Origin of the sequence: Streptomyces sp. NPDC052701 (genome assembly GCF_040678355.1) — a bacterium.
In the GTDB taxonomy this organism is placed as follows: Bacteria; Actinomycetota; Actinomycetes; order Streptomycetales; family Streptomycetaceae; genus Streptomyces.
This window is the reverse complement of sequence record NZ_JBFATO010000015.1, coordinates 38963-63202: the sequence shown is the minus strand read 5'-3', so window position 1 is coordinate 63202 and position 24240 is coordinate 38963. Positions and strand designations below refer to the sequence as shown.

The 24240-nt window shown below is 75.3% G+C and carries 23 protein-coding genes and 1 pseudogene; 9 read left to right on the top strand and 15 right to left on the bottom strand.

The genetic code is table 11. The features are described from left to right. Positions 1–80: 80 nt before the first annotated feature. Positions 81–458, top strand: coding sequence for a DUF1844 domain-containing protein (locus AB0L29_RS18935; protein ID WP_365828502.1), 378 nt, complete (start codon positions 81–83; stop codon positions 456–458). A gap of 4 nt (positions 459–462) precedes the next feature. Here AB0L29_RS18935 and AB0L29_RS18930 read toward each other — a convergent pair whose 3' ends face one another. Beyond that, entirely contained in the window at positions 463–1191 is a 729-nt protein-coding gene (locus tag AB0L29_RS18930; protein WP_365828500.1) for an SseB family protein, read from the bottom strand. A 251-nt stretch (positions 1192–1442) separates the two neighbouring features. Here AB0L29_RS18930 and AB0L29_RS18925 point away from each other — a divergent pair. Then, positions 1443–2301, top strand: a pseudogene (locus tag AB0L29_RS18925) (hypothetical protein). Between the two features lie 51 nt (positions 2302–2352). Here the strand turns inward: AB0L29_RS18925 and mycP are convergent. Beyond that, entirely contained in the window at positions 2353–3498 is a 1146-nt protein-coding gene (mycP, locus tag AB0L29_RS18920; RefSeq protein ID WP_365828705.1) for a type VII secretion-associated serine protease mycosin, read from the bottom strand. A 134-nt stretch (positions 3499–3632) separates the two neighbouring features. Next, a complete protein-coding gene (locus tag AB0L29_RS18915; RefSeq protein ID WP_365828498.1) occupies positions 3633–4445 on the bottom strand; it encodes a hypothetical protein in 813 nt (270 codons plus the stop codon). 1256 nt (positions 4446–5701) lie between these two features. Here AB0L29_RS18915 and AB0L29_RS18910 point away from each other — a divergent pair. Then, positions 5702–6904, top strand: coding sequence for an amino acid deaminase/aldolase (locus AB0L29_RS18910; protein ID WP_365828496.1), 1203 nt, complete (start codon positions 5702–5704; stop codon positions 6902–6904). A 44-nt stretch (positions 6905–6948) separates the two neighbouring features. On the opposite strand, the gene AB0L29_RS18905 is transcribed toward AB0L29_RS18910, so the two are convergent. The 4 genes from AB0L29_RS18905 to AB0L29_RS18890 are packed head-to-tail and all read right to left on the bottom strand — an operon-like array spanning position 6949 to position 11464. Next, the gene (locus AB0L29_RS18905; RefSeq protein WP_365828494.1) at positions 6949–7845 is read right to left on the bottom strand and encodes a DUF2510 domain-containing protein; all 897 of its coding nucleotides are present in this window, start codon (positions 7843–7845) and stop codon (positions 6949–6951) included. A 42-nt stretch (positions 7846–7887) separates the two neighbouring features. Then, positions 7888–8697 (bottom strand): 3-oxoacyl-ACP reductase, encoded by an 810-nt coding sequence (locus AB0L29_RS18900; RefSeq protein WP_365828492.1) that lies wholly within the window; start codon positions 8695–8697, stop codon positions 7888–7890. Next, on the bottom strand, positions 8694–10085 hold the full coding sequence (locus AB0L29_RS18895; protein WP_365828490.1) for an aldehyde dehydrogenase family protein: 1392 nt from the start codon (positions 10083–10085) through the stop codon (positions 8694–8696). Before AB0L29_RS18895 ends, AB0L29_RS18900 begins: the two co-directional genes overlap by 4 nt. Positions 10086–10093: 8 nt before the next feature. Further along, positions 10094–11464, bottom strand: coding sequence for a glutamine synthetase family protein (locus AB0L29_RS18890; protein ID WP_365828488.1), 1371 nt, complete (start codon positions 11462–11464; stop codon positions 10094–10096). A gap of 172 nt (positions 11465–11636) precedes the next feature. On the opposite strand from AB0L29_RS18890, the gene AB0L29_RS18885 reads away from it, so the two are divergent. Both AB0L29_RS18885 and AB0L29_RS18880 read left to right on the top strand, forming a co-directional pair. Continuing rightward, on the top strand, positions 11637–12374 hold the full coding sequence (locus AB0L29_RS18885) for an FCD domain-containing protein (protein WP_365828486.1): 738 nt from the start codon (positions 11637–11639) through the stop codon (positions 12372–12374). 73 nt (positions 12375–12447) lie between these two features. After that, a complete protein-coding gene (locus AB0L29_RS18880; protein WP_365828484.1) occupies positions 12448–13131 on the top strand; it encodes a gamma-glutamyl-gamma-aminobutyrate hydrolase family protein in 684 nt (227 codons plus the stop codon). Between the two features lie 30 nt (positions 13132–13161). Here the strand turns inward: AB0L29_RS18880 and AB0L29_RS18875 are convergent, their stop codons facing one another. From AB0L29_RS18875 to AB0L29_RS18865, 3 genes are all read right to left on the bottom strand, one after another. Then, positions 13162–14136 (bottom strand): LysR family transcriptional regulator, encoded by a 975-nt coding sequence (locus tag AB0L29_RS18875; RefSeq protein ID WP_365828482.1) that lies wholly within the window; start codon positions 14134–14136, stop codon positions 13162–13164. Positions 14137–14237: 101 nt separating this feature from the next. Then, entirely contained in the window at positions 14238–14957 is a 720-nt protein-coding gene (locus AB0L29_RS18870; protein WP_365828480.1) for a helical backbone metal receptor, read from the bottom strand. A gap of 46 nt (positions 14958–15003) precedes the next feature. Continuing rightward, positions 15004–15579, bottom strand: a complete 576-nt coding sequence (locus tag AB0L29_RS18865; protein WP_365828478.1) for an XRE family transcriptional regulator — start codon at positions 15577–15579, stop codon at positions 15004–15006. 445 nt (positions 15580–16024) lie between these two features. Between AB0L29_RS18865 and AB0L29_RS18860 the strand changes: the two genes are divergently transcribed. From AB0L29_RS18860 to AB0L29_RS18845, 4 genes are all read left to right on the top strand, one after another. Next, a complete protein-coding gene (locus tag AB0L29_RS18860; protein ID WP_365828703.1) occupies positions 16025–16930 on the top strand; it encodes a 5'-3' exonuclease in 906 nt (301 codons plus the stop codon). A 91-nt stretch (positions 16931–17021) separates the two neighbouring features. Next, positions 17022–17864 (top strand): siderophore-interacting protein, encoded by an 843-nt coding sequence (locus AB0L29_RS18855; protein ID WP_365828476.1) that lies wholly within the window; start codon positions 17022–17024, stop codon positions 17862–17864. 118 nt (positions 17865–17982) lie between these two features. Continuing rightward, positions 17983–18261, top strand: a complete 279-nt coding sequence (locus AB0L29_RS18850) for a hypothetical protein (RefSeq protein ID WP_365828474.1) — start codon at positions 17983–17985, stop codon at positions 18259–18261. A gap of 123 nt (positions 18262–18384) precedes the next feature. Next, on the top strand, positions 18385–19353 hold the full coding sequence (locus tag AB0L29_RS18845; protein ID WP_365828472.1) for an RluA family pseudouridine synthase: 969 nt from the start codon (positions 18385–18387) through the stop codon (positions 19351–19353). Positions 19354–19394: 41 nt separating this feature from the next. Here AB0L29_RS18845 and AB0L29_RS18840 read toward each other — a convergent pair whose 3' ends face one another. The 5 genes from AB0L29_RS18840 to AB0L29_RS18820 are packed head-to-tail and all read right to left on the bottom strand — an operon-like array spanning position 19395 to position 24009. Then, positions 19395–20912, bottom strand: a complete 1518-nt coding sequence (locus AB0L29_RS18840; RefSeq protein WP_365828470.1) for a cytochrome P450 — start codon at positions 20910–20912, stop codon at positions 19395–19397. A gap of 59 nt (positions 20913–20971) precedes the next feature. Continuing rightward, positions 20972–21592, bottom strand: coding sequence for an ATP/GTP-binding protein (locus AB0L29_RS18835; protein WP_365828468.1), 621 nt, complete (start codon positions 21590–21592; stop codon positions 20972–20974). After that, the gene (locus AB0L29_RS18830) at positions 21573–21971 is read right to left on the bottom strand and encodes a DUF742 domain-containing protein (protein WP_365828466.1); all 399 of its coding nucleotides are present in this window, start codon (positions 21969–21971) and stop codon (positions 21573–21575) included. The genes AB0L29_RS18835 and AB0L29_RS18830 overlap by 20 nt, the downstream gene beginning before the upstream one ends. Then, positions 21968–22375 carry a roadblock/LC7 domain-containing protein gene (locus AB0L29_RS18825; protein WP_365828465.1) on the bottom strand — a complete coding sequence of 136 codons (408 nt, stop codon included), beginning with the start codon at positions 22373–22375 and terminating at the stop codon, positions 21968–21970. Before AB0L29_RS18825 ends, AB0L29_RS18830 begins: the two co-directional genes overlap by 4 nt. Next, positions 22372–24009 carry an ATP-binding protein gene (locus AB0L29_RS18820; RefSeq protein WP_365828464.1) on the bottom strand — a complete coding sequence of 546 codons (1638 nt, stop codon included), beginning with the start codon at positions 24007–24009 and terminating at the stop codon, positions 22372–22374. Before AB0L29_RS18820 ends, AB0L29_RS18825 begins: the two co-directional genes overlap by 4 nt. Between the last annotated feature and the right edge of the window lie 231 nt (positions 24010–24240).

Sequence of the window (24240 nt, the reverse complement as noted above, 5' to 3'; positions counted from 1 at the left end):
AGCTCCGGCCGGGAACGGCTAACCGGAGCCGGCCGGGGTCCGCCGCGTGGCCCCGTCGCGGTGCACCTATCGTGTGGAGCATGAGTGACACCTCCCCCTCGGACCGCCCCGAGACCGCCGGCAGCCCCGGCTTCGACGCCATGACCCGCGACATCGCCGAGGTCCCGGCGGTCGAGGTGATCGTGACGGTCGCCGTCAACCTGATGAGTGCCGCCGCCGTGAAGCTCGGGCTCACCGAGGAGGGCGACAAGTACAAGGACCTGGACGAGGCCCGCAAGCTGGTCCACGCGCTGGCCGGTCTGCTGGACGCCTCCACCACCGAGATCAGCTCCTTCCACGCGGCGCCGCTGCGCGACGGCCTGAAGTCGCTGCAGCTGGCCTTCCGCGAGGCCTCGCTCGTCCCGGACGAGCCGGGCCAGGGCCCGGGCGAGAAGTACACGGGCCCGGTCTACGGCTAGTCCGTCACCGCACGTACAAGGGCTCGCCCGGTGGCGTCGTCCCGGCCGGCAGCAGTGCCAGGTCGAGGCCGCGCACCAGGCGGGCCCTCAGCGTGTCGTCGGCGGCCAGGCGCCGCGCGAGCGCGCGGGCGGCCTCGGCGGGGGGCGCGGCGGGGTCGAGGACGAGGGCCAGGGTGCCGTCGGCCTGCCCCGGCCCGAGGTGGGCGCGCAGCACGGCGGGCTCGGCCGCGACCGCCGCGCGCACGGCCTCGACGACGGCCGGGTCGGCGAGCGGGTCGGTCGTGGTGCGGCCCTCGGCCAGCGCCAGCAGCGCGGGCCGGTCCAGTTCGAAGGGGACCGGGCCGGCCAGGTCGAGCACGATCGTGTCCGCCTTCTCGTGCGCGGCGGCCTGCAGGGCCTGGTGCAGCGGCACGGCGACGGGGCGGGCCGCCGGGTCCCAGCGGGCCAGGGAGCCGGTGGAGGTGAAGGCGGGCAGGGCGGTGCGGTGTCCGGCCTTCAGGGTCGGCACCGCCATCTCGCTGGTCTTGTCGCGGCGCAGCCCGTTCTCGTCCTCCTCGGCCTCGCCGAGCACGGCCACGACGGGCACGAGCAGCCGGGCGCCCCTGAGCGCCTCCAGGACCGGACCCACGGCGGTGCGGTCCTCGGCCCAGGCGGCGAGCGCCGCGCTCAGCCGGGGGTCGGCGGAGCCGTCGTCGTCGGAGAAGCCGGGGTCGGGGATGTTCTTGTTCGCCACGGTCCCGACCCTATAGGCAGCGGGCATCGGGGCCCGGGCGGGCCCGGGGAGCCCGCGCGTGACGTCCTCGGCGGGCTTCCCGGTGCCTCCCGGCCCGCCCGCGGGGTGCGCCCGGCGGTCCGCGCGGCCGTCGCCCCCGGCATCGCCGGCAGGGAGTCCCCGGAGCCCGCTTTCCCGGGGCCCGCCGGGGCCGTCGTGCCCGCCCGCCCTGCCGCCCGTTCCCGTGCGGCGCGCCCGCCGCGGCCGGCCCCGTGGGCGGTACCGCCGCCGGGACGGTGTACGTGAGGGCGCGGGCGCACTACGGTGTGCGGGCCGTGCCGTCGTCCGCGCCGCCGTCGGGGCCGGCTTCGGCCGGCGGGGAGGCACCGGTGCGACCTGGGAGGAGAACCCGGCGTGGATCTCGACGCGCTGCTCGCGCGGGCCATGGAGCCGGTCACCGTCGCGGACGGCGCGAGGGTGTCGGTGGCGGTGCTGGACGCGGAGTCCGGCCGGGGCGCCGCGTACGGTGACGGTGCCTTCGACACGGCGAGCGTCGTCAAGGTCGACATCCTGGCGGCGCTGCTGCTCCGGGCGCAGGACGCAAGACGGCGGCTCACCGCGGCCGAGCGGGCGCACGCCGCCGTGATGATCCGGGACAGCGACAACGCCGCCGCCTCCGCCCTGTGGCGGGCGATCGGCCGGGCGCCGGGGCTCGACGCCGCGAACGAGCGGTTCGGGCTCACCGCGACCGGGGGCGGCGAGGGGACGCTGTGGGGCCTGACCCGGACCACGGCGGCCGACCGGCTGGTGCTGCTCCGTCAGGTCTTCGGGGAGGACTCGGAGTTGAACGGGGCCTCGCGGGCGTACCTGCGGGGGCTGATGGGACGGATCGCCCCCGGCCAGGACTGGGGGGTCTCGGCCGCGGGATCGCCGTACGCGCTCAAGAACGGCTGGCTGCCGCGCAGCACGACCGGCCGGTGGGACGTCAACAGCACCGGGCGTGTGCGGGTCGGCGGCCGCGACCGCCTGGTGGCGGTCCTGTCGGACGGCAGCGCGACGAAGGCGGACGGGATCGCGCTGGTGGAGGCGGCGGCGCGGGCGGCCGTGTCGGTGTTCGCGACCGCCCCCTGACCGGTCGTCTCCGTGCGGGCCGGGGCGCGTCGCACGGTGTCCGGAAGTCCTCTAGAGGCCGTCCCGGTGTGCGCGGCGGCCGCGCCACAGGGCCACCGACGCGACCAGCAGGACGCCGCCGGCGCCGCCCGCGAGGGGGGCCGCCCAGTTGGCGGTGTCGCCGCCGGACGCGGCGTCGTCCGGGCCGGGGCCGAAGTACCGCTCGCCGTACGCCGCCGGGCGCAGCCGCTCCGGCTTCAAGCGGTCCGCGGCCCGGATGGCGGCGGCCGGGTCGACGAAGCCGAAGCCGCGGGAGTCGTCGCGGCCGCCGGTGGGGGCGTCGCGGGCGGTGTCCTCCAGGAGCTTCTTGATCTGCGCCGGGGTCAGGTCCGGGTGGGCCGCCCTGACCAGGGCGACGGCGCCGGAGACGAAGGCGGCGGCCGCGCTGGTCCCCCAGCCCTCGTAGTACTTGCGGTCGGGGTCGGCGATGACGACGTCGACGCCGGGTGCGCTGACGGTGGCGTACCAGCGGCGGGTGGAGAAGGAGGCGCGGGTGCCGTAGCGGTCGACGGCGGCCACGGCGATCACGCCCGGGTAGGCCGCCGGGTAGGAGATGTGGTCGCCCTTCTCGCCGCCGTTGCCGGCGGAGGCGACGACGGCCACGCCCTTGCGCAGGGCGTACTGGATGGCCTGGTCCTCGGTGGGTTCGGGGTGCGCGGAGGCGGAGTCGTCGCCGAGGGAGAGGTTGATGACGTCGGCGCCGTGGTCGGCGGCCCAGCGGATGCCCTCGGCAAGGGCGTTGCCGCGGGTGTTGCGGGCCTTGGCGCGGGACGCGTCGCCGTCCTCCAGGATCACGCGGACGGGGAGGATCCTCGCCTCGGGGGCGATGCCCATGACGCCGTCGGCGCCCCCGGGGCCGTGTCCGTGACCGGCGATGATGCCGGCCATGGCGGTGCCGTGGCGGGCCCAGGCCCGGTCGCCGGGCTCGGCTCCGAAACCGATCAGGTCCTCGCCGGCGAGGACGTTGCCGGCGAGGTCGGGGTGGTCGGCGTCGACGCCGGTGTCCAGGACGGCGACGGTGACGCCCGCGCCCTTCGTGGTCCGCCAGGCCTCCTGGGTGCGCATGGCGTCCAGGGCCCACTGCTGGGCGCGTATGCCGTCGGCGTGCGCGGTGGTGGACGGCAGGAGGGCGAGGCCCACGGCGAGGAGGAGGCACAGGGCTCCCGACCGGCGGGGCCTTTCCCCGGGCCTCCCGGCCTTCCCGGCCTTCCCGACTTCCCCGGCCTTCCTGATTTTCCCGGCTTTCCCGGCCGGGTCCACCGCGGTGTGCGTCGCGGCGTTCGTCGCGGTGTTCACGAGGGCTGCTCCGTGGCCGAGCGGACGTTCTTGCGCAGGGCGCGCTCGATGCGGTCGGCGAGGCCCCGTGCCTCGTGGCCGAGGCCCGCCTGGGCGGGGGCCGTGGTGGCGCCGGAGGCCATGGCGTCCTCGGCGGGCTGCGGGTCGTCGACGGTGCGGCCGTCGGCCCAGCCGGAGACGGCGTAGACGACGACGGGGGCGTCGGTGAGGACGGAGACGGTCCAGGAGGCGCGCTGCCCGGCGCCGAAACGGCCGGCGGCGGTGTCCCGCGCGGCGTACGGCAGGGGCATCAGGTCGCTGCGGCGGTCCAGGCGCTCCTTGGCGAAGCGGCTCGCCAGGGAGGCCATGGCGGCGGCGTCGGCCTTGGTGAAGAGCAGGCCGACGGTGGTGACGTGGCTCTGGGTGGCGTCGGTGTAGGTGGCGCGCAGCAGGCGCCGGCAGCCGACGGGGGCGAGGGCCTTGCGCAGCAGGGGGTCGAAGGCGCCCGCGCAGCCGCCGTCCGGGGCGACGGCGACGCGGGTCCAGGTGCGGTCGGCCTCGCCGGGACCCGCGCCCTGCCCCGCGACCGTGGGCGGGAACAGCCGGTCGACCGGGACGCTGTGCCACAGGCTCCCGGCGGCGGCGAAGGCACCGCGCTGCTCGGCCTGCCCGGAGCCGCCGACGAGCCAGCTCCCGGTCACGGCACCGCCGGTGAGACCGAGTCCCAGCACGAGGCAGGCGGCCGCCGCCACGGCCCGCGACCGTCCCCGCCGCCCGAGCGGCCCGGGCCGCGCGTGCTCGTCGTACCCCTCGGGCTCCCCGAACGACACGACGGGCCGCCCGGCCCCCGGGGTGCCCCCCGGGGCCGGGAAGGCGCTCCAGGAGAAGGCGGGGTCGGGAGAGACGGAGGACGGGGCGGGGGGCGGCACCGGCGGCGGGGTCCCGGTGCGGGCGGCGGGCACGGCGGGGCGGCCCGCCGCGGGCCCCGTACGGCGACCGGAGTCACCGGGCGCCGCGCCCGGCCGGGTTCCCGCGCCGGACGGTGCACCGGCCGCGCCGGGGCGGCCGAAGGTTCCGGCGGGCGTGCCGCCCGGCCGGGCGGGCGGCTCCGGCGCGGGGTGTGCGGGCACGGGGCGCAGACGGGCGGTCGTCTCCGAGGAGGTCTCGGCGCGGGCGTCCGCGCGGCGCGGCGCGGGCCGGTGGTCCGGGCGCGGGGGTACGGCGGCCGACCCGGTGGCCGACGCGGTGCCGGGCCGCGTCCGGGAGCCGGCCGCCGGGGCGTCCGGGGCCGCCGCGCCGCTGCCGCCTGCCGCCCGCGGGCCCACCGCCGGCGGCGTGTCCGGGAAGCGGGCGGAGGCCCGCGGCGGGGGCGGGGCCGAGGAGACGGTGCCCTGGGGCGCGGGGGGCGCGAAGCCCGGGAAGGACGGGCGGGTCCGCGGAGGAGGGGACGCGGGCCGGGCCGCGCCGGTGCCCTCCCGGGTGCGGCCGGCCGGCGCTTCGGCCTCCGAGCCGTCCCGGGCGGGCGCGGCGGCCGGCTCACGGGTGCCGGGGGTACCGGAGGTGCCGGGAGGGGCGGAAGTACCGGAGGTGCCGGGTCCGGCCGTGGCCGGCGGGTGCGGATCCGGGCGTCCGGCCGCCGGCTCGCCGCGGCCGTCCGTACCGGCCGCCCCCGGCTGCCCCGCCGTCCGCTGCTCCCGGACCGTCCGCGGCTGCCGCCGGTCGTGCTCCCCGGTGCCGTCCTGCCCGGTCCGGGGCGGATGCGGCGGGGGCGGCGGCGCGGCCGGGCGCGGGGGGACGGGGGCACGCCGCGCTTCCGTGCTCATGCACCCCCCGTTTCCTCGGCCCGGGCTGTCTCCTCCGCGGGCCGCTGGTCTCCTGCCCGGGCCCGGCACGGACTCGTCCCGGGCACACCTACCCGCACGGGCGGGCCGTCATCCGGCGCGGACCTCCGGCCGGCGGCGTTCCGCCGTGCGTGCGCGTCACTCTACGGCGTCTCCCCGGGCGAACGGGAACCGGTCCGCGCGGCCGGGGCATCTGCCCGGAACATCCCCTACCCTGCGGTAATTCCGTCTGGCAGGCTGCGTCCATGACTGCGCGCGCCGCCGACCGGGCCCGTTACGACCGGGCCACCGCCCATCTCGACGCCCCCGTCGCGATCGTGGACCTGGAGGCCTTCGACGCCAACGCGGGCGACCTGGTGCGGCGGGCCGGCGGGAAGCCCGTCCGGGTCGCCAGCAAGTCCGTGCGCTGCCGTGCCCTGCTCGAACGGGTCCTGGCGCGCGACGGGTTCGCGGGCATCATGTCCTTCACGCTGGCCGAGTCCCTGTGGCTGGCCCGGTCCGGGTTCGACGACGTCCTGCTCGCCTACCCGTCCGCCGACCGCGCCGCCTACGCCGAACTGGCCGCCGATCCCAAGCTCGCCGCCGCCGTCACCGTCATGGTGGACGACCCGGCCCAGCTCGACCTCGTCGACGCCGCGCGCGGCGACGGGCGCGAAGTGGTGCGGGTGTGCCTGGAGTTGGACACCTCCCTGAGGCTGCTCGGCGGGCGGGTGCGCGTCGGGGCCCGCCGCTCGCCGCTGCACTCCCCCGCCCGACTGGCCGACCTGGCCCGGGCGGTGGCCCGGCGGCCGGGCTTCAGGGTCGTGGGGATCATGGCGTACGAGGGGCACGTCGCCGGGGTCGGGGACGCGGTCGCCGGCCGGCCGCTGCGGTCGCGCGCCGTCCGCCTGATGCAGGCGGCCGCCCGGCGCGAACTCGCCGCGCGGCGCGCCGAGGCGGTGCGCGCGGTGCGGGCCGTCGTACCGGACCTGGAGTTCGTCAACGGCGGCGGCACCGGCAGCGTGCAGCACACCGCCGCGGAGGAGGCGGTCACCGAGGTCGCGGCCGGGTCCGGGCTGTACGTGCCGCGGCTGTTCGACGACTACACATCGTTCACGGGCCGCCCGGCCGCCCTCTTCGCCCAGCCCGTCGTACGGCGGCCGGGCGTGGGCGTGGTGACGGTCCTGGGCGGCGGCTACCCGGCGTCCGGCGCCGCGGGACGCGACCGGCTGCCGGTGCCGTACCTGCCGGAGGGCCTGCGGTACGACCGCCGGGAGGGGGCCGGGGAGGTGCAGACGCCGCTGCTCGGCGCGCCCGCCGACGACCTGCTGATCGGCGACAAGGTGTGGTTCCGGCACGCCAAGGCCGGTGAGCTGTGCGAGCGGTTCGACGTGCTGCACCTCGTCGAGGGCGACGCGGTGACGGCGACCGTGCCGACCTACCGCGGCGAGGGCCGTACGTTCCTGTAGCGGCCCGCCCCCCCCGGGGCGGGCCGGTGCCCCGTCCCGGCGGCTCAGTCCGAGGGGCCGATGCTGCTGCCCACACCGCCGCCCGTGTCCGCGTCGCCGGCCGGGCGGATGCCCTCGGTGATGCGGTCCATGTCGGTGAGGGGCGGGCCGTCCCCGCCCGCGTCGAAGACGTACCGGACGAGGACGGGGGACTCGGTGCCGACGCTGGACGGGAAGACCAGGGACTGCACGTAGCCGCCGGGCCCCTCGGCGGTGCGCACGCGCCAGCGCACGAAGTACCCGGCACGGCCCGCCACCGCGACCGGCCCGGACCCGACGACCTCGTGGGACTCGATGCCGCCGAAGGGCTTGCGGCCGACCGGGTCGCGGTCGTACGCGTCGGCGGCGGCGTCGGAGATGTCCTGCTCGGCGAGGATCCGGGGGGACGTCTCGTCGGTGTCGGTCACCGTGCGGGAGATGACGAGCCCGTGCCGGCACACGCCGCCGTCACCCGGGCAGTCGTAGGTGCCGTCGGTGGTCATGACGACGTCCTCCCGGGCGACGTACCGCGGCCTGGTCCAGCCGTCGGGCAGCGGGAAGGTGACGCCGTTGAGCTGGTCCTCCACGACGGAGGGGCCGCCGGGGGACGGCGCCGGCGCGGACGGCGCGGGCGTCCGGCCGGCCGGGGAGGCCGCGGCCGTCGGGCCGGTGCGCGCCCGGGCACCGCCGTCGTCCTCGCCGAGGAGGACGGCGCCGGTGACGATCGCGGCGGCCAGGACGGCCCCGGCGGCGGTGAGGACGACGGCCCTCGCGCGTCCGGTGCCGCCCGGGGACGGGGGCGCCGGCGCGCCGGGGGCCCCGGGGGCGCGCCGGTGCCCGGTCCAGGCCGTGCCGTCCCACCAGCGTTCCAGGTGCGGGGCCGACGGGTCGCGGTACCAGCCGGGCGGGGTCGTCGTGCTCATTCCGGCACTGTAGGACGGCGTCCGGGCACGGCAGGACGCGTCCTACAGCGGTGTGACGTACGCCCCCGCGATGCCGCCGTCCACCAGGAAGTCGGTGGCGTTGACGAAGGAGGAGTCGTCGCTGGCCAGGAAGGCAACGGCGGCGGCGATCTCGTCCGCCTCGGCGAACCGGCCCAGCGGGATGTGCACCAGGCGGCGCGCGGCCCGCTCGGGGTCCTTGGCGAACAGCTCCCGCAGCAGGGGGGTGTTGACCGGGCCCGGGCACAGGGCGTTGACGCGGATGCCCTCCCGCGCGAACTGCACGCCCAGTTCCCGGGACATGGCGAGGACGCCGCCCTTGGAGGCGGTGTACGAGATCTGGCTGGTGGCCGCGCCCATCCGCGCCACGAAGGACGCCGTGTTGATGATCGACCCCTTGCCCTGGCGCCGCATGTACGGGAGGGCGGCCTTGCAGCACAGGTAGACGGAGGTCAGGTTGACCTCCTGGACCCGCTTCCAGGCCTCCAGCCCGGTCTCCAGGATGGAGTCGTCGTCGGGCGGGGAGATGCCGGCGTTGTTGAAGGCGACGTCGACCGAGCCGTAGGTGTCGTACGCGGCGCGGAAGAGGTTCTCGACCTGCTCGGGGTCGGTGACGTCGACCTTCACGAAGATGCCGCCGGTCTCCTCGGCGGCCGCCTTGCCGCGCTGCTCGTCGACGTCGCCGCAGACGACGTGCGCGCCCTCGGAGGCGAGGCGGCGGGCGGCGGCCAGGCCGATGCCGCTGCCGGCGCCGGTGACGACGGCGGTACGGCCGACCAGGCGGCGGCAGACGGCGTCGGGGGTCCGGGGGGTGCGGGGAGTCTGTGCGGTCACTGTGCGGGGCCCTCCGTGCTGATGAAGACGTTCTTGGTCTCGGTGAAGGCGGCCAGCGCGTCGGGGCCGAGCTCGCGGCCGATGCCGGACTGCTTGAAGCCGCCGAACGGGGTCCAGTAGCGGACGCTGGAGTGGGAGTTGACGGAGAGGTTGCCGGCGCGGACGGCCCGGGAGACGCGCAGGGCGCGGCCGACGTCCCTGGTCCACACCGAGCCGGACAGGCCGTAGTCGGTGGCGTTGGCGAGACGGACGGCGTCGGCCTCGTCGTCGAAGGGGAGGACGACGGCGACCGGGCCGAAGACCTCCTCGACGGCCACCCGCGCGCCGGGGTCGACACCGGTGAGGACGGTGGGCGGGAACCAGAAGCCGGGCCCCTCGGGGGCCTTGCCGCGGATCCCGCCGGTGCCCTCGGGGACGTAGGAGCGGACGCGCTCCAGCTGGGTCCGGGAGATCAGCGGGCCCATGTCCGTCCTCTCGTCGGCCGGGTCGCCGACGAGGACGGACTCGACCGCGGGCGCGAGGAGGCCGAGGAAGCGGTCGTGGACGGAGCGCTGGACGAGGATGCGGGTGCGGGCGCAGCAGTCCTGGCCGCAGTTGTCGAGGAACGACATGGGGGCGGCGGCCGCGGCCGCCTCGAGGTCGGCGTCGGCGAAGACGATGTTGGGACTCTTGCCGCCGAGTTCGAGGGTGACGCGCTTGAGCAGCGCCGAGCCCTTGGCCAGTACCCCTCTGCCCACGGCCGTCGACCCCGTGAACACGATCTTGGCGACGTCCGGGTGCTCGACGAGCGCGTCGCCCGCGACGGGGCCGTGGCCGGGCAGCACCTGGAACAGGTGCTCCGGAAGGCCGGCGTCCAGGGCGAGTTCGGCCAGCCGCAGGGCGGTGAGCGGGGTGGTCTCGGCGGGCTTGAGGAGCACCGCGTTGCCGGCCGCGAGCGCGGGGGCGGCGCCCCAGGCCGCGATCGGCATCGGGAAGTTCCAGGGGGCGATCACGCCGACCACGCCCAGCGGTTCGAGGAAGGTGACGTCGACGCCGCCGGACACCGGGATCTGCCGTCCGGTCAGCCGCTCCACTCCCCCGGCCGCGTAGTCCAGCAGGTCGCGGACGTTGCCCGCCTCCCAGCGGGCGTTGCCGATGGTGTGGCCGGCCTCGCGGACCTCCAGCCGGGCCAGCTCCTCGACGTGCTCGTCGACGGCGGCCGCGAAGCGGCGCAGCAGCCGGGCGCGGTCGCCGGGCGCGAGGGCGGCCCAGGCGGTCTGGGCCCGCGCCGCGCGCCGGACGGCCGTGTCGACGTCCTGTGCCGAGGCGGCGGGGACGGTGGCGACGACCTCCTCGGTGGCCGGGTTGAGGACCTGGAGCTCGTGCGGCTCTTGGGGGACAGGGGACAAGGAGGGCCTCACATGCGTTCGAAGGAGCGGCGCAGCTCCCAGTCGGTGACCGCGGCGTCGAAGGCGTCCAGTTCGACGCGCGCCATGTTGTGGTAGTGCGCGACGACCTCGTCGCCGAAGGCGGCCCGGGCGATCGCGCTGTTCCGCCAGAGTTCGGCGGCCTCGCGCAGGGTGGCCGGGACGTGCGCGAAGCCGGCGGTGTAGGCGTTGCCGGTGCACGGCTCGGGAAGGTCCAGCTCCCGCTCGACGCCGTACAGCCCGGCCGCCACCATGCCCGCCACCGCCAGGTACGGGTTGACGTCGCCGCCGGGCAGCCGGTTCTCGAAGCGCAGGGAGCGGCCGTGGCCGACGACCCGCAGCGCGCAGGTGCGGTTGTCGTGGCCCCAGGCGACGGCGGTCGGGGCGAAGGAGCCCGGCTGGAACCGCTTGTAGGAGTTGATGTGGGGGGCGTACAGGAGCGAGAAGTCGCGCAGGGCCGCCAGCTGCCCGGCGAGGAAGCGGCGCATGACCTCCGACATGCCGCCGGCGTCGGCCGGGGCCGCGGCCATGGCGTTGCGCCCGTCGGCGTCCGTGAGCGAGAGGTGGATGTGGCAGGAGTTGCCCTCGCGCTCGTTGTACTTCGCCATGAAGGTGAGGGACATGCCCTCCTGGGCGGCGATCTCCTTGGCTCCGGTCTTGTAGACCGCGTGCTGGTCGCAGGTGACCAGGGCCTCGTCGTAGCGGAAGACGATCTCGTGCTGGCCGGGGTTGCACTCGCCCTTGGCGGACTCGACGGTGAGGCCGGCGCCGGCCATCTCGTTGCGGATGCGGCGCAGCAGGGGCTCGATGCGGCCGGTGCCCAGCACCGAGTAGTCGATGTTGTACTGGTTGGCCGGGGTCAGGCCCCGGTAGTGGGCGTCCCAGGCCTGTTCGTAGGTGTCCCTGAAGACGATGAACTCCAGCTCGGTGCCGACCTGGGCGGTGAGGCCGAGGCCGGCCAGGCGCGCGAGCTGGCGGCGCAGGATCTGGCGGGGCGCGGCGGCGACCGGGGAGCCGTCGTCCCAGGCCAGGTCGGCGATGACCAGGGCGGTGCCCTCGTTCCAGGGCACGCGGCGCAGCGTGCCGGGGTCGGGGTGCATGGCGAAGTCGCCGTAGCCGCGGTCCCAGGAGGACATCGCGTAGCCCTCGACGGTGTTCATCTCGGCGTCGACGGCGAGGAGGTAGGCGCAGCCCTCGGTGCCGTGGCGGAGGACCTCGTCGAGGAAGAAGCGCGCGGCGAACCGCTTGCCCTGGAGCCGTCCCTGCATGTCGGGGAAGGCCAGGACGACGGTGTCGATGTCACCGCCCGCGACGAGGGCGTGCAGCTCCTCGACGCCGAGCGGGGCTGTGCGGTCTGCCACGGCAGGGCCTCCTTGGGGTGTGCACGGCGAAGTCGCCGTGGCCGCCTCGTCGGGCCCGTTCGGGCCTCGTCGCGCTTCCTCACGCTCCTCGCGCCGCTGCGCGCTTCTTCGGCCGCGCCGAGAGCCATAAGGTATTGCCGGGAACCATTGCTTGGGAAGGGGGCACGGCCACATGCCGCAGGAATCGGGCGGTCCGGTGCGGGACCGTCTGGCGCCGGTGCTGCGGCCGGTGCGGGCGGGCAACGGCTTCGAGGAGGCGCTGGAGCAGATCCTGCAGGTCGTCCGGCTGGGCCTGGTGCCGGGGGGCGGGCGGCTGCCGGCCGAGCGCGAACTGGCGGAGCGGCTGGGGATCAGCCGGGTGACGCTGCGCGAGGTGCTGAAGGTGCTGCAGGACCAGGGGCTGGTCGAGTCGCGGCGCGGCCGCTACGGCGGAACGTTTGTGCTGCCCCGTACGCCGGAGACGGGCGGCGAGGACGAACTGCGCCGCCGGATCGCCGGGGTCGACGTCGAGGACGTGCTGCGCTTCCGCGAGGTGCTGGAGGTCGGCGCCGCCGGCCTGTGCGCCGCCCACGGCCTGGCGGGCGGGCAGGCGCGACGGCTGCGGGAGGCGCTGGCCCGCACGCACGACGCCCCGCTCGCCGACTACCGGCGCCAGGACACGCTGCTGCACCTGACCCTCGCCGAGCTGTGCGGGTCGCCGACGCTGAGCGCGCAGTACGCGGCGGTACGGGCGACGGTGAACGACCTGCTCGACTGCATCCCGATCCTGGTGCGGAACCTGGAGCACTCCCAGCGCCAGCACACCGCGCTGGTCGAGGCGGTGCTCGCCGGGGACGCGGAGGGGGCGCGGGAGACGATGCGGGAGCACTGCGCGGGGACGGCGGCGCTGCTGCGGGGGTTCCTGGCGTGAGCGCCCCGCCGCGCGGGGAAGCTCGCCGCAAAGGTGCCAAGACGATCCATTGCCGGAACGACGGGGGAGCCGCATGGCGGGCAGGCCGCTGATAGGCGTCAGCACGTACCTGGAGTCCGGGGCGCGCTGGGGGGTGTGGGAGCTGGAGGCGGCGCTGCTGCCGGCCGGGTACCCGCGGCTGGTGCAGCGGGCGGGCGGACTGGCCGTGATGCTGCCGCCGGACGCGCCGGAACACGCCGCCGCGGCCGTGGCCCGTCTCGACGGGCTGGTGATCGCCGGCGGCCCGGACGTCGAGCCGGCCCGCTACGGCGCCGAGCCCGACCCGCGCACCGGGCCGCCCGCCCGGGCCCGGGACGCCTGGGAGCTCGCCCTGATCGAGGCGGCGCTGCGGGCGGACGTGCCGCTGCTGGGCATCTGCCGGGGCATGCAGCTGCTGAACGTCGCCCTCGGCGGCACGCTGGTCCAGCACCTGGACGGGCATGCCGAGGTGGTGGGGGTCTTCGGGCGGCACACGGTCGTGCCGGTGCCGGGGACCCTGTACGCCGGTGTCGTCCCAAAGGAGACGTCCGTGCCGTCGTACCACCACCAGGCGGTGGACCGGCTCGGCGAGGGCCTGGTCGTCTGTGCGCACGCGACGGACGGGACCGTGGAGGCCGTCGAACTGCCGTCCGCCGCCTGGGCGCTGGGGGTGCAGTGGCACCCGGAGATGGACGAGGACGTCCGGGTCGTGCGGGCCCTGGTGGAAGCCGCTTCCTGAGGGCCCCGGCCGGGCCGGCCGAAAGGCGCCCTACGCCCGCGTCAGGGACAGCAGGTCCCGGGCCGGGCCCGTGGGGCGGTGGCCCGTCGGCCACACCGCCCTCAGGTCGCGGGCCAGGACGACGCCGTCCACCGGCACGCGGACCAGGCGTCGCATGGACAGCTCCTCGCCCACCGCCAGTTCGCTCAGGACCGCGGGGCCGGCACCGCTCACGACCGCGGCCTTCACCGCCGTGGTGGACGACAGTTCGATCAGCGGACGGGCCAGGCCGCCGAGGGCCGCGTCCAGGACCTGCCGGGTGCCCGAGCCCTTCTCCCTCAGGATCAGCGGGGTCGTCGCCAGCTCCCCGGCCGCGAGCGGGCGCCGCCGGCGGGCCCAGGGGTGGGCGGGGGCCGCCACCACGATGAGGCGGTCGTGGGCGACGACCGCGCAGTCGAGGCCGGGCGGCACCGTCAGGCCCTCCACGAAACCGAGGTCCGCCTCGCCCGACAGCAGGCGCTGCGCGACCGCCGCCGAGTTGCCCGCCAGCAGTGACACCGCCGTGTCCGGCCGCTGGGCGCGCAGCGCGAGCAGCCAGCCCGGCAGCAGGTACTCGGCGATCGTCATGCTCGCCGCCACCCGCAGCCGGGAGTCACGGCGGTCGCGCAGCGCCTGCGCCCCCGCGTCGAAGGACTCCGCCGCCTCCACGATCCGCCGGGCCCAGTCCGTCACCAGCGCACCGGCGTCCGTGAGCCGGGAACCGCGCGGTGAACGGTCCACCAGTGCCACACCCAGCTGCCGTTCCATCGAGCGGATCCGGCTGCTGGCCGCCGGCTGGGTGATGCCGAGCTCCCGCGCCGCCCCGCCGAGACTGCCGAGCCGCGCCACCGCCAGCAGCAGCTCCAGCGCCCCCAGGTCGGGGACCCGGTGCGCCAGGGAGCCGGCGGACGGCGGACGGGCGCCGGCGCGGCCGTCCGCGCCGTCGTCCCGCCGCGTGCCGTCCCTGCCGCCCTCGGTCCTGCCCATAAGGCCAGCTTATGCCGCCGGGGAGGCGAACTCCCTGGTGGTGGGCGTCCGCCCGCGCGACGGCGGGGCGACGGCCGGGAGCGCCGCCGTGCGCGGACTGCTCAGCGCAGAGCCGCTCGCAGGGCCTCGCCCAGCACCCGCGGCGCCTCCGCCAGCGACGGGCCGTACCAGGTCAGGTGCCGTCCGCTGACGAGCGCGCAGGGCAGTCCCGCGAAGGCCTCCGGGCCGTCGTCGGCGGTGAAGCGGTACGGCTCGTCCGGGAGCACGACGACGTCCGGGGCCGCCGCGCGCAGCTCCTCCAGCGGCAGGCGCGGGTAGCGCTCGGGATGCGTCGCGTGGACGTGGTCGACGCCCAGGCGGGAGAGCACGTCGCCGGCGAAGGTGTCGCGCCCCAGGACCATCCACGGGCGGCGCCAGACCGGTACGACCGCTGTCCTGCGGACCCCGGGGACCGGCAGCGCGGACCAGGCCTCCTCGGCCTCGTCCAGCCAGCGCGGGCGGGCGGCCGCTCCGCAGGCGTCCAGGACCCGCGCCAGTTCCCGGAAGGCCCGGGGCACGTCCCGGACCTCCGTGAGCAGGACCTCGACGCCTGCCGCGCGCAGGGCCGCCAGGTCGGGTGCGCGGTTCTCCTCCTCGTTGGCGATCACCAGGTCGGGGGCGAGGGAGACGATGCGGTCGAGCTTCGGGTTCTTGGTGCCGCCGACACGGACGACGTCGAGGTTGGGCGGGTGCGTGCACCAGTCGGTGGCACCGGCCAGGACGGCGGGGACCGTGCGCGCGACGGCCTCCGTCAGGGACGGGACCAGGGAGACGACCCTCACCGGAGCCCGCCGGCGCTCACCGGCTTCCACCGGGGTTCGCCGGCGCTCACCGGCGCGGTCGCTTCCGGTCGCGGACCGCCTCGATGTGCTCCGCCACGGCGACTACGATCACCCGGGTGTCCGGCTCCGTCGCCCGCCAGCGGTGCCGCACGCCGCCGGTGAGGTAGAGGGTGTCGCCGCGGCCGAGCCGGTAGGCGCGGCCCTCGGCCTCGATCTCCACGACACCGTCGGCCACGTACATCAACTGGTCGTTGCGGAACTGGAACTCGCGTCCCGGATCGTGGTCGCCGGTGAACTCCGAGGCGTGCATCTGGTGGTGGCCGCGGACCAGCGAGCGCACCCGGGGTTCGAGGAGCGGCCCGGGGGCCTCGGAGCGGACGACGTCCACGCTGCACGCCGGATCGGCCGCGGCGAGGAGTTCGACGGCCGTGGTGCGCAGGGCGTCGGCGACCTTCTCCAGGGAGCTCCTGCTGGGGCGGGCGCGCTCGTTCTCGATCTGGCTCAGGAAGGGGACCGACAGGCCGCTGCGCTCGGCCACGACGGCGAGGGTGAGCTCCAGGGCACGGCGGCGCCGCCGCACGGCCGCGCCCACCCGAAGGGGCTGTTCCTTGTGGTCGCCCATCGCTCCGGCTCCCTCCCCCGCCTGTCGTTCGGTTTCTTGTCGGCTTCTCTGCACCCTACGCATGTTCGGCAAAGCGTTTCATGTGCCCGTCACATCGGCGGCACACGGTGGGGGTGCGGCCCCACGGTCCGCGCCGACGGATCACCACGCCGGACCCGCCGGCCGCGGGTTCCTCCCGCGAGGCGAACCGGCCGGCCGGTGAGACCCTCGGCCGCCGTGTTCGATGCGCGTGCGGTTGCGCGTGTTCCCGCGGGCGCGGCGGGCGGGGAGGAGGCCGTGGCCACGCCGGTGGCGTTGTGCGGTTGTCCGGATCCTTTTCGTGAGCGACCCGGGCCCGGCCCCGCCGCCGGGTTCCTCCCGTACCCGGCGCGGGCCGCGACGCGCCGCGCGGCCCGAGGAGCTGTCGGTGCCGTACGGCATGATGCCACGCGTGACCGGACGACTGATGCTCCTCGACACCGCCTCCCTGTACTTCCGCGCCTACTTCGGCGTCCCGGACTCGCTCAGGGCCCCGGACGGCACGCCGGTGAACGCCGTGCGCGGACTGCTCGACTTCATCGACCGGCTGGTCAGGGACCACCGGCCGGACCACCTGGTGGCGTGCATGGACGCCGACTGGCGCCCGCACTGGCGGGTGGAGCTGATCCCCTCCTACAAGGCGCACCGCGTCGCCGAGGAGCACGCCGCGGGCCCGGACGAGGAGGAGGTCCCCGACACGCTGTCCCCGCAGGTGCCGGTCATCGAGGCCGTCCTCGACGCCGTCGGCATCGCGCGCGTGGGCGTGGCGGGCTACGAGGCGGACGACGTCATCGGCACGTTCACCGCGCGGGCGAAGGGCCCCGTCGACATCGTCACCGGCGACCGCGACCTCTACCAGCTGGTGGACGACGCGCGCGGGGTGCGCGTGCTGTACCCGCTCAAGGGCGTCGGCTCGCTGCAGCTCACCGACGAGGCGGTGCTGCGCGGGAAGTATGGGGTCGGTGGCAGCGGGTACGCGGACCTGGCGCTGCTGCGCGGCGACCCGAGCGACGGCCTGCCGGGGGTGCCGGGCATCGGCGAGAAGACGGCGGCCAAACTGCTCGCGGACTTCGGCGACCTGGCCGGGATCCTCGCCGCGGTCGACGACCCGCGGGCGAAGCTGACGCCGTCGCAGCGCAGGCGGCTGGACGAGGCGCGGCCGTACCTCGCGGTCGCCCCGAAGGTCGTCAGGGTCGCGGACGACGTCCCGCTCCCGGACGTCGACACGGCGCTGCCGCGCGCCCCGCGCGACCGGGACGCGCTGGAGGCGCTGGCGGCCCGCTGGGGCCTGGGCGGATCGCTGGAGCGTCTGCTGACGACGCTCGGGGCATGAGTCCCGGGAACCTTCCGGTCCAAGGGTTTTGAATACGACGGAGATGCTAACTTAGGTAAACCTAACCATTTGCGTCCCAGGGGAGGCCCTCATGGCAGAGCGACCGGCACGCCAGCCGCGCAAGCCGCACGCCGCGCAGGTCGTCCGCACCGAGCGGCTGACCCCGCACATGCAGCGCGTGGTGCTGGGCGGCGAAGGCCTCGCCGGCTTCGCGGCGGACACCTGTACCGACCACTACGTGAAACTGCTGTTCCCGGCCGCGGGCGTGACCTATCCGGAGCCCTTCGACTTGCAGCGCATCCGCGAGGAGTTCCCGCGCGAGCAGTGGCCGGCGACCCGGACGTACACCGTGCGCCAGTGGGACGCCGAACACCGCGAGCTGACGCTGGACTTCGTCATCCACGGCGACGAGGGGCTGGCCGGCCCGTGGGCGCTGCGCGCCCGGCCCGGGGAGCGGGTGTGGTTCATGGGCCCCGGCGGCGCCTACGCCCCCGACCCGGGCGCCGACTGGCACCTGCTGGCCGGTGACGAGAGCGCGCTGCCCGCGATCGCCCGGTCCCTGGAGGCGCTGCCGCACGGTGCCCGGGCACACGCCTTCGTGGAGATCGCCGGCCCCGGGGAGGAGCAGAAGATCGACTCCGACGCGGAGATCACCTGGCTGCACCGCGGGAACCGTCCCGTCGGCCAGGCGCTGGTGGAGGCCGTCCGGGCCCTGGACTTCCCCGCGGGCCGGGTGCACGCCTTCGTGCACGGGGAGGCGCACTTCGTGAAGGAGCTGCGCCGGCTGCTGCGGGTCGAGCGCCAGGTGCCGCGCGAGGACCTGTCCGTCTCCGGCTACTGGCGGCTCGGCCACACCGAGGACGGCTGGCAGGCCTCCAAGCGGGAGTGGAACGCGCGTATCGAGGCGGAGCAGGAAGGCGCGAGCGCCGCCTGAGAGCGGCGCACGGGGCCCGCACCGGCGCCCGCCGCTCCGGACGGCGGCCGCACCGCCCCCAGGTCCGGGTCCGTGTTCGCCGCGCACGTCCGGAACATGCCGCTTAGGATCCTTACGCGTGGCACATACCTTTGACGAACTGGTCGCGATGCAGCGCGCGGCGGACCAGGCGCACCACAGGGTCGAGGAACTGCGCGACCAGTACGGGCCGCCCACCTACGCCAAGTGGACCAAGACCCAGACCGACACCTACGAGACCGCCTGGCGCGCCTGGCGCGACCTGGACCGCGACGCCCGGATCGCGGTGAACGAGTACGCGAGGGAGCGGAACGAGTCCCGCGGGAGGGTCGAGGCCGCCGTGCAGGAAGCGGTACGGCACCCGGAGACGGGGAGCTGACCGGCTCCGGCGCGGACCGGGGCCCGGCCGCCCGGGGTTCGGCGGCGCCACCGTCCGGTGCGCGGGGTGCCCCGGGCCCAGCGGTTCTCCCGGCTCCCGTACGCCCTCGTACCCTGGTGCCCGATGAGACGCCGTACCCCGCCCCCTCCCCCTCCCCTCCCCCAGCGCCACGGGGTCGACCCGGTGCGGGTGCGACTGCCGGCGGCCGGGCCGTGGGCCACGGTCCGTGAGCACCTGGTGGAGCGGCTGGCGGTCCGGACGGCGGTCGTCGACGAGATGTTCGACGCGGGACTGTTCGTCGGTGCGGACGGGCGGGCGGTCGCGTCGGACGCGCCGTACGTGCCGGGCATGTTCGTGTGGTTCCACCGGGACCTGCCCGAGGAAGTGCCGGTGCCCTTCCCGCTGGAGGTAGTCCACCGGGACGAGCACCTCGTCGTCGTCGACAAGCCCCACTTCCTGGCCACCACCCCGCGCGGCGGCCACGTCGCCGAGACCGCGCTGGCGCGGCTGCGCCGGGAACTGGGCGTCCCGACGCTCACCGCCGCCCACCGTCTGGACCGGCTCACCGCCGGGCTGGTGCTGTTCACCGTGCGGCCCGAGGAGCGCGGCGCGTACCAGACGCTGTTCCGCGACCGCCGGGTGCGCAAGGAGTACGAGGCCGTCGCCCCGTACGACCCCGCGCTCGCCCTGCCCCGGACCGTGCGCAGCCGGATCGTCAAGGAGCGCGGGGTGCCGGCCGCCCGGGAGGTCGAGGGCGAGCCGAACGCGGTCAGCCGCATCGAGCTGACCGAGCACCGGGCGGACGGGCTGGGCCGCTACCGGCTGGTGCCCCGCACGGGGCAGACGCACCAGCTGCGCGTGCACATGAGCGCCCTCGGCGTCCCGATCCTCGGCGACCCGCTCTATCCCGAGGTGACCGGTCCGGTGCCGGCCGGCGACTTCCGGCGTCCGCTCCAGCTGCTGGCGCGGTCCCTGGAGTTCACCGATCCGGTCACCGGCGAGGAGCACCGGTTCCGCAGCGGCCGGGTGCTCGGGGCGTGGGCGTCCTACGACCGGTGGGCCGCCGGTGAGCCGTCGGCCGACGGGGTGTGACAGCCCCGTGGCCGGCGGCCGGTGCCCCTTCCGGCGGTCGGTCAGTGGCCGTGCCACCAGCGCAGGAGCCGCTGCCAGGCGCCGTTCGGGCGGACCGGTTCCGGCTCCGGCTCCGGCTCCGGCCGGGCCTGCGGCTGCTGCGGCTGCGCGGCCGGCTCGGGATCGGTGGGCGCGGTCCGGGGCTCGGACTGCGGCTGCGGCTGCGGCTGCGGCTGCACGCTGCTGATGTGCCAGGTGCTGCGCTGCGGCGGCACCGGGGTGTGGTGCGGCAGCTCCTTGACGTCCTGCGGCGGCTGGGGGGCGAACCGCACGGGCAGCTCCACCAGGTGCCGTGAGGCGATGGACGCCGTCCAGCGCAGCTCCTCCTCGTCGCAGTCGAGCTCGACGTCCGGCAGCCGCAGGAGCAGCGCGTCCACGCCGACGTCGGCGATGGAGCGGCCGATGTCCTGACCGGGGCACTCGTGGGGGCCGCCGCCGAAGGCGAGGTGGGAGCGGTTGCCCATCATGCTGGCGCTCAGGTCGGGGCGTACGCGCGGATCGACGTTGGCCGGAGCGGGTGCGAACAGCAGCCCGTCGCCCCTGCGGATGCGCTGGCCGCCCAGTTCCGTGTCCTGCTTGGCGAAGTAGCCGAGGACCGTGCTGAACGGCGGCTCGTCCCACAGGGACTGCTCGACCGCCTCCGGCACGGTCATGTTGCCGCCGCTGAGCTGGGCGCGGAAACGCTCGTCGGTCAGCACCGTGCGCAGCACGTTGGACAGGAGGTTGGTGGTGGCCTCGTAGGCGGCGAAGAGCACGAGGCGCAGGTGCTCCCTGACCTCGTCGTCGGTCAGCCGCGCCGGGTGGTTGATGAGGTGGCTGGCGAAGTCCTCGGCCGGTTCGCTCCGGCGCCGGGCGGTGAGCCTGCTCAGCGCGTCCATGACGTAGCCGTGGCTGGCGATCGCGGTCTCGGTGCCCTTGAGCGAGTCGCGGGCGGCCTCGACGAGGCGGTCGTTGTACTCCTCCGGCATGCCGAAGATCTCGCACATCACGGCCATCGGCAGGTGCTCGGCGAACTGGCCGACCAGGTCGGCCTCGCCCTCCCGGCAGAACCGGTTGACGATGCGCTGGGTGCTGCGGTTGATGTAGCGGCGCAGCAGGCGGAAGTCGATGGTCGACATGGCGCCCATGACCGCGCCGCGCAGCCGCTTGTGCTCGTCGCCCTCGGCGTGGGAGCAGATCGGCTGCCAGGCGATGTGCGGCATGAGCGGGTGGTCGGGCTTGACCAGGCCGTCCCTGAGCGGGGTCCACAGGCGGCTGTCCCGGCAGAACTGCGTGGGCGTGCGCACCATGTGCAGGTTCTCGGCGTGGCCGAGCACCACCCAGACCGGCACGTCGTCGTGGAGCAGCGCGGGCGCCACGGGGCCGTGCTCGGCCCGCAGGTTCTCGTACAGCTCCCGCAGGTCCGGCGCCTCGTGCAGCCGGTACAGCCCTCCGGGCCCGAGGCCGTGCGCGGGGCAGCCGGGGGGCGGGCCGGCCCGGGAGGTGTCCGGACCGGTCAGGGAGTGGGATTCAGGCGTCACAGTGGTCGCTCCGAAACAGAAAGGGATCCAGGTGTCTGGAGGCGGGGGGGGAGACGGGGTCAGGCGAGGGCGCCCCGCATGGCGAGCGAGTGCAGGAAGCGCATCAGCGTCAGCAGGACGTCACGGCTGGAGGCCCGGCGCCGCACGTCGCACTCCATGATCGGGATCTCCGGGGGCAGGTCGAGGGCGGTGCGCAGCTCCTCGACGGGGTAGCGCGGCGCGTCCGGGAAGGTGTTGACGGCGACCACGAACGGCACGCCGCGTTCCTCCAGCCGCCCCATGACCTCGAAGCTGACCTCCAGACGGCGGGTGTCGACCAGCACCACCGCGCCGAGCGCGCCCTCGAACAGGCCGTTCCACAGGAACCAGAAGCGCTGCTGGCCGGGTGTGCCGAAGAGGTAGAGCACGAGCTGGTCGGTGATGCTGATGCGGCCGAAGTCCATCGCCACGGTGGTGGCCGTCTTGGTGTCGGAGCCGAAGTTGTCGTCGACACCGATGCCGGCCTGCGTCATGGTCTCCTCGGTGGTCAGCGGCTTGATCTCGCTGACCGACCCGACCATGGTCGTCTTGCCGACCCCGAACCCGCCCACGATCACGATCTTGGCCGCGGCCTGTGCCGTGTGCGGCAACTGGTCCTCGGTCCGTGGGCCCGGGATGGTGTCAGAGCCTTTGAAGTCCATGCATCACCGCTTCGAGGAGGGAACGGTCGGGGAGCGCCTGGCGGACGATCGGGGCGCGCGCCTGCACCAGTTCCGCCGTCAGCATCTCGGTGAGCAGCACGGTCACCACGCTGCACGGCAGGTTGAGGTAGGCCGACAGCTCGGCCACGGACAGGGGGGCGCTGCACAGCCGGAGCAGCGCCGCCTGCTCGGGCGTGGCGGAGGGCGGGGGGTCGTCGACGCGCGCCACGATCAACGTCACCAGGTCGAGGGCCGCGCGCTCGCCGTCCGGGCCGGCCACCACGTACAGCCGCTCGGGGTTCTTGCGCTCGCCCTCCGGGGGAGGCTGCGGCGGGGGGTCCTGCCGGGGTTGGCGCCTCTGGCGTTGCGGAGGAGTCATACGGTCTGCCCGTTCCGCCGGGGCGGACTGGTCAGGTGGGAGCCGATGCGGACGATGAGGTCGCGCATCATGGCGCTCATGCGGCCGGGTTCGCACCGCACGTCGGAGAGGACCGCGAGGTAGGCGTTGGCGCCGGCCGACATGAGGTAGAAGTAACCGCGGTCGATCTCGATCACGACCAGTTTCATCTCGCCGTCGCTGCCCGGGAGTTCCTGGGCGACGGCGGTCGAGAGGCTCTGCACGCCGGCGCAGGCCGCGGCGAGACGGTCGGCGGCGTCGGGCTCACCGCCGTACCGGGCGATGCGCAGGCCGTCGGCCGACAGCACGACGATCATCTCGATGCCCGGGACGCTGTCGTAGAGCTGCTTGAGAATCCAGTCGAAGTTGCCTCGCTGCTGGATCACTTGAGGTCCCCCTCGTCGTCGGTCTCGGTGCGGACCGGATCGTCGTTGAGCAGGTGCAGGTACGCGGTCGGGTTCCGCGTGAAGTCGGTCGGGTGGACGCCCGGTTCGAGCCCTTGCTTGAGCCCCTCCCAGAAGGCCTCGAACCCCACTCCGGGCGGGAGGTCGTCCTTCTTCTCGGGCTCGGGCTCCGGCTCGGGAGCCCGCCAGCCGGGCCGGGCCCTGGCCCGTTCGGCGGCCTCGCGCTCGGCCTTCTCGAAGGCGGCCTGCTCGGCGAGCCGCTGGCTGAGCGGGATCTTCACCTTGCTGCGGCGCTGCGGCAGGCCGCCCGCCGTCCACTCGGTGACCACCGGGACGTCGTCGTCCAGGGAGACCGTGGCGGGGATCTTCGGGTTGGTGGGGCGGCGCTTCTTGGGCGTGCGCTTGGGGCCCTCGACCCCGCCGACCTGCTGGGGAATGCCGGTGGCGCCGATGCCGTGGGCGAGTCCGACACCGGGCTCGTCGGTCATCATCTGGCTCGGCACGATGAGGACGGCGCGGACGCCGCCGTACGCGGAGGACCGCAGCGCGACCTGCATCTTGTACGCCGTGCAGAGCCGGCCGACGACGGCGAGGCCCAGACGCGGGTGCTCACCGAGGTCGTCCAGGGCGGCGCCGGCCTTGGCGCGCTCCAGCATGCCCTCGATCCGGGCGCGGGACTCCTCGTTGAGGCTGACGCCGGCGTCCTCGATCTCGATGGCGACGCCGGTCTGCACCTCGGCGGCGGTGACGTGCACCTTGCTCTGCGGCGGCGAGTAGCGCGTGGAGTTGTCGAGGAGTTCCGCGAGCGCGTGGATGACCGGCTCGACGTAGATGCCCTTGATGTTGACCTTGGCGATGTTGTCCAGCGAGATGCGCCGGTACTCCAGGATCCGGGACATGGCGCCGCGCAGCACGCTGTACAGCGCCACGGGCTCGGGCCACTGGCGTCCGGGGCGGCCGCCGCCGAGGACGGAGACGGAGTCGGCGAGGCGGCCGATCAGCGCGTTGCCGTGGTCGATGCGCAGCAGGTCGTCGAAGACCTCGGGGTTGCGGCCGTGGTCCTCCTCCATCTCGCGCAGTTCCTTGGCCTGCTGGTGGACGATCGCCTGGACGCGGCGGGCGACGCTGACGAAGGAGCGCGCGTTGGAGTCGCGCAGGGTTTCCTCGTGGTCGATGATCTTGAGCAGCAGCTGCAGCAACTCGGTCTGCGGCTGGGTGAGATGCCGGCAGGACGGCTCCACGTCACCGAGTTGACGCATCGCCTCCCGGGGGGAGCCCACGCGGTGCATCAGGTTGATCGCGGCGGGCACGACCTCCCGCGCGAAGCGGAGCGTCTCCTGGTCCTGGGCGGCGACCCGCCCTTCCAGATACGCGCGGTGACGGGCGTGCTCGGCGCGCGCCTCCCGCAGGACGCGGCCGCGACGCACCGCCTCGCCCGCGGCCGCGACGACCAGGAGGGTGGCGACGCCACCGCACCAGCCGACGGCGGCCCGGGCCGGGTCCGTCACCAGGGCGACGGCGGCTCCGGTCACCGCGGCCATCAGCATGGCCGGGAGCAACAGCACGCGCGTGTAGGGAAGTTCTCGGCGACCGGGTGGGGATTGAACACTCACCATGTAGGCCCTCTGAAACGAATCGGCTGGGGGTCGGGGGGAGGTGCAGGGGGGTGTGTCATGAAGCTCGTCTGGATCTTCCGCACATAAGGGAACAAGCGCGCGAATTCATCCCAACTCAGCGCACTGCGGGCGAGCTTAGTCCGACCGGGTCATCGCCGTGTCATATTCAGCAAGCACCGGAAACGAGGCGTGGAAGGGGGTACGCTCGGGCTTATTTACACACTCGGACAC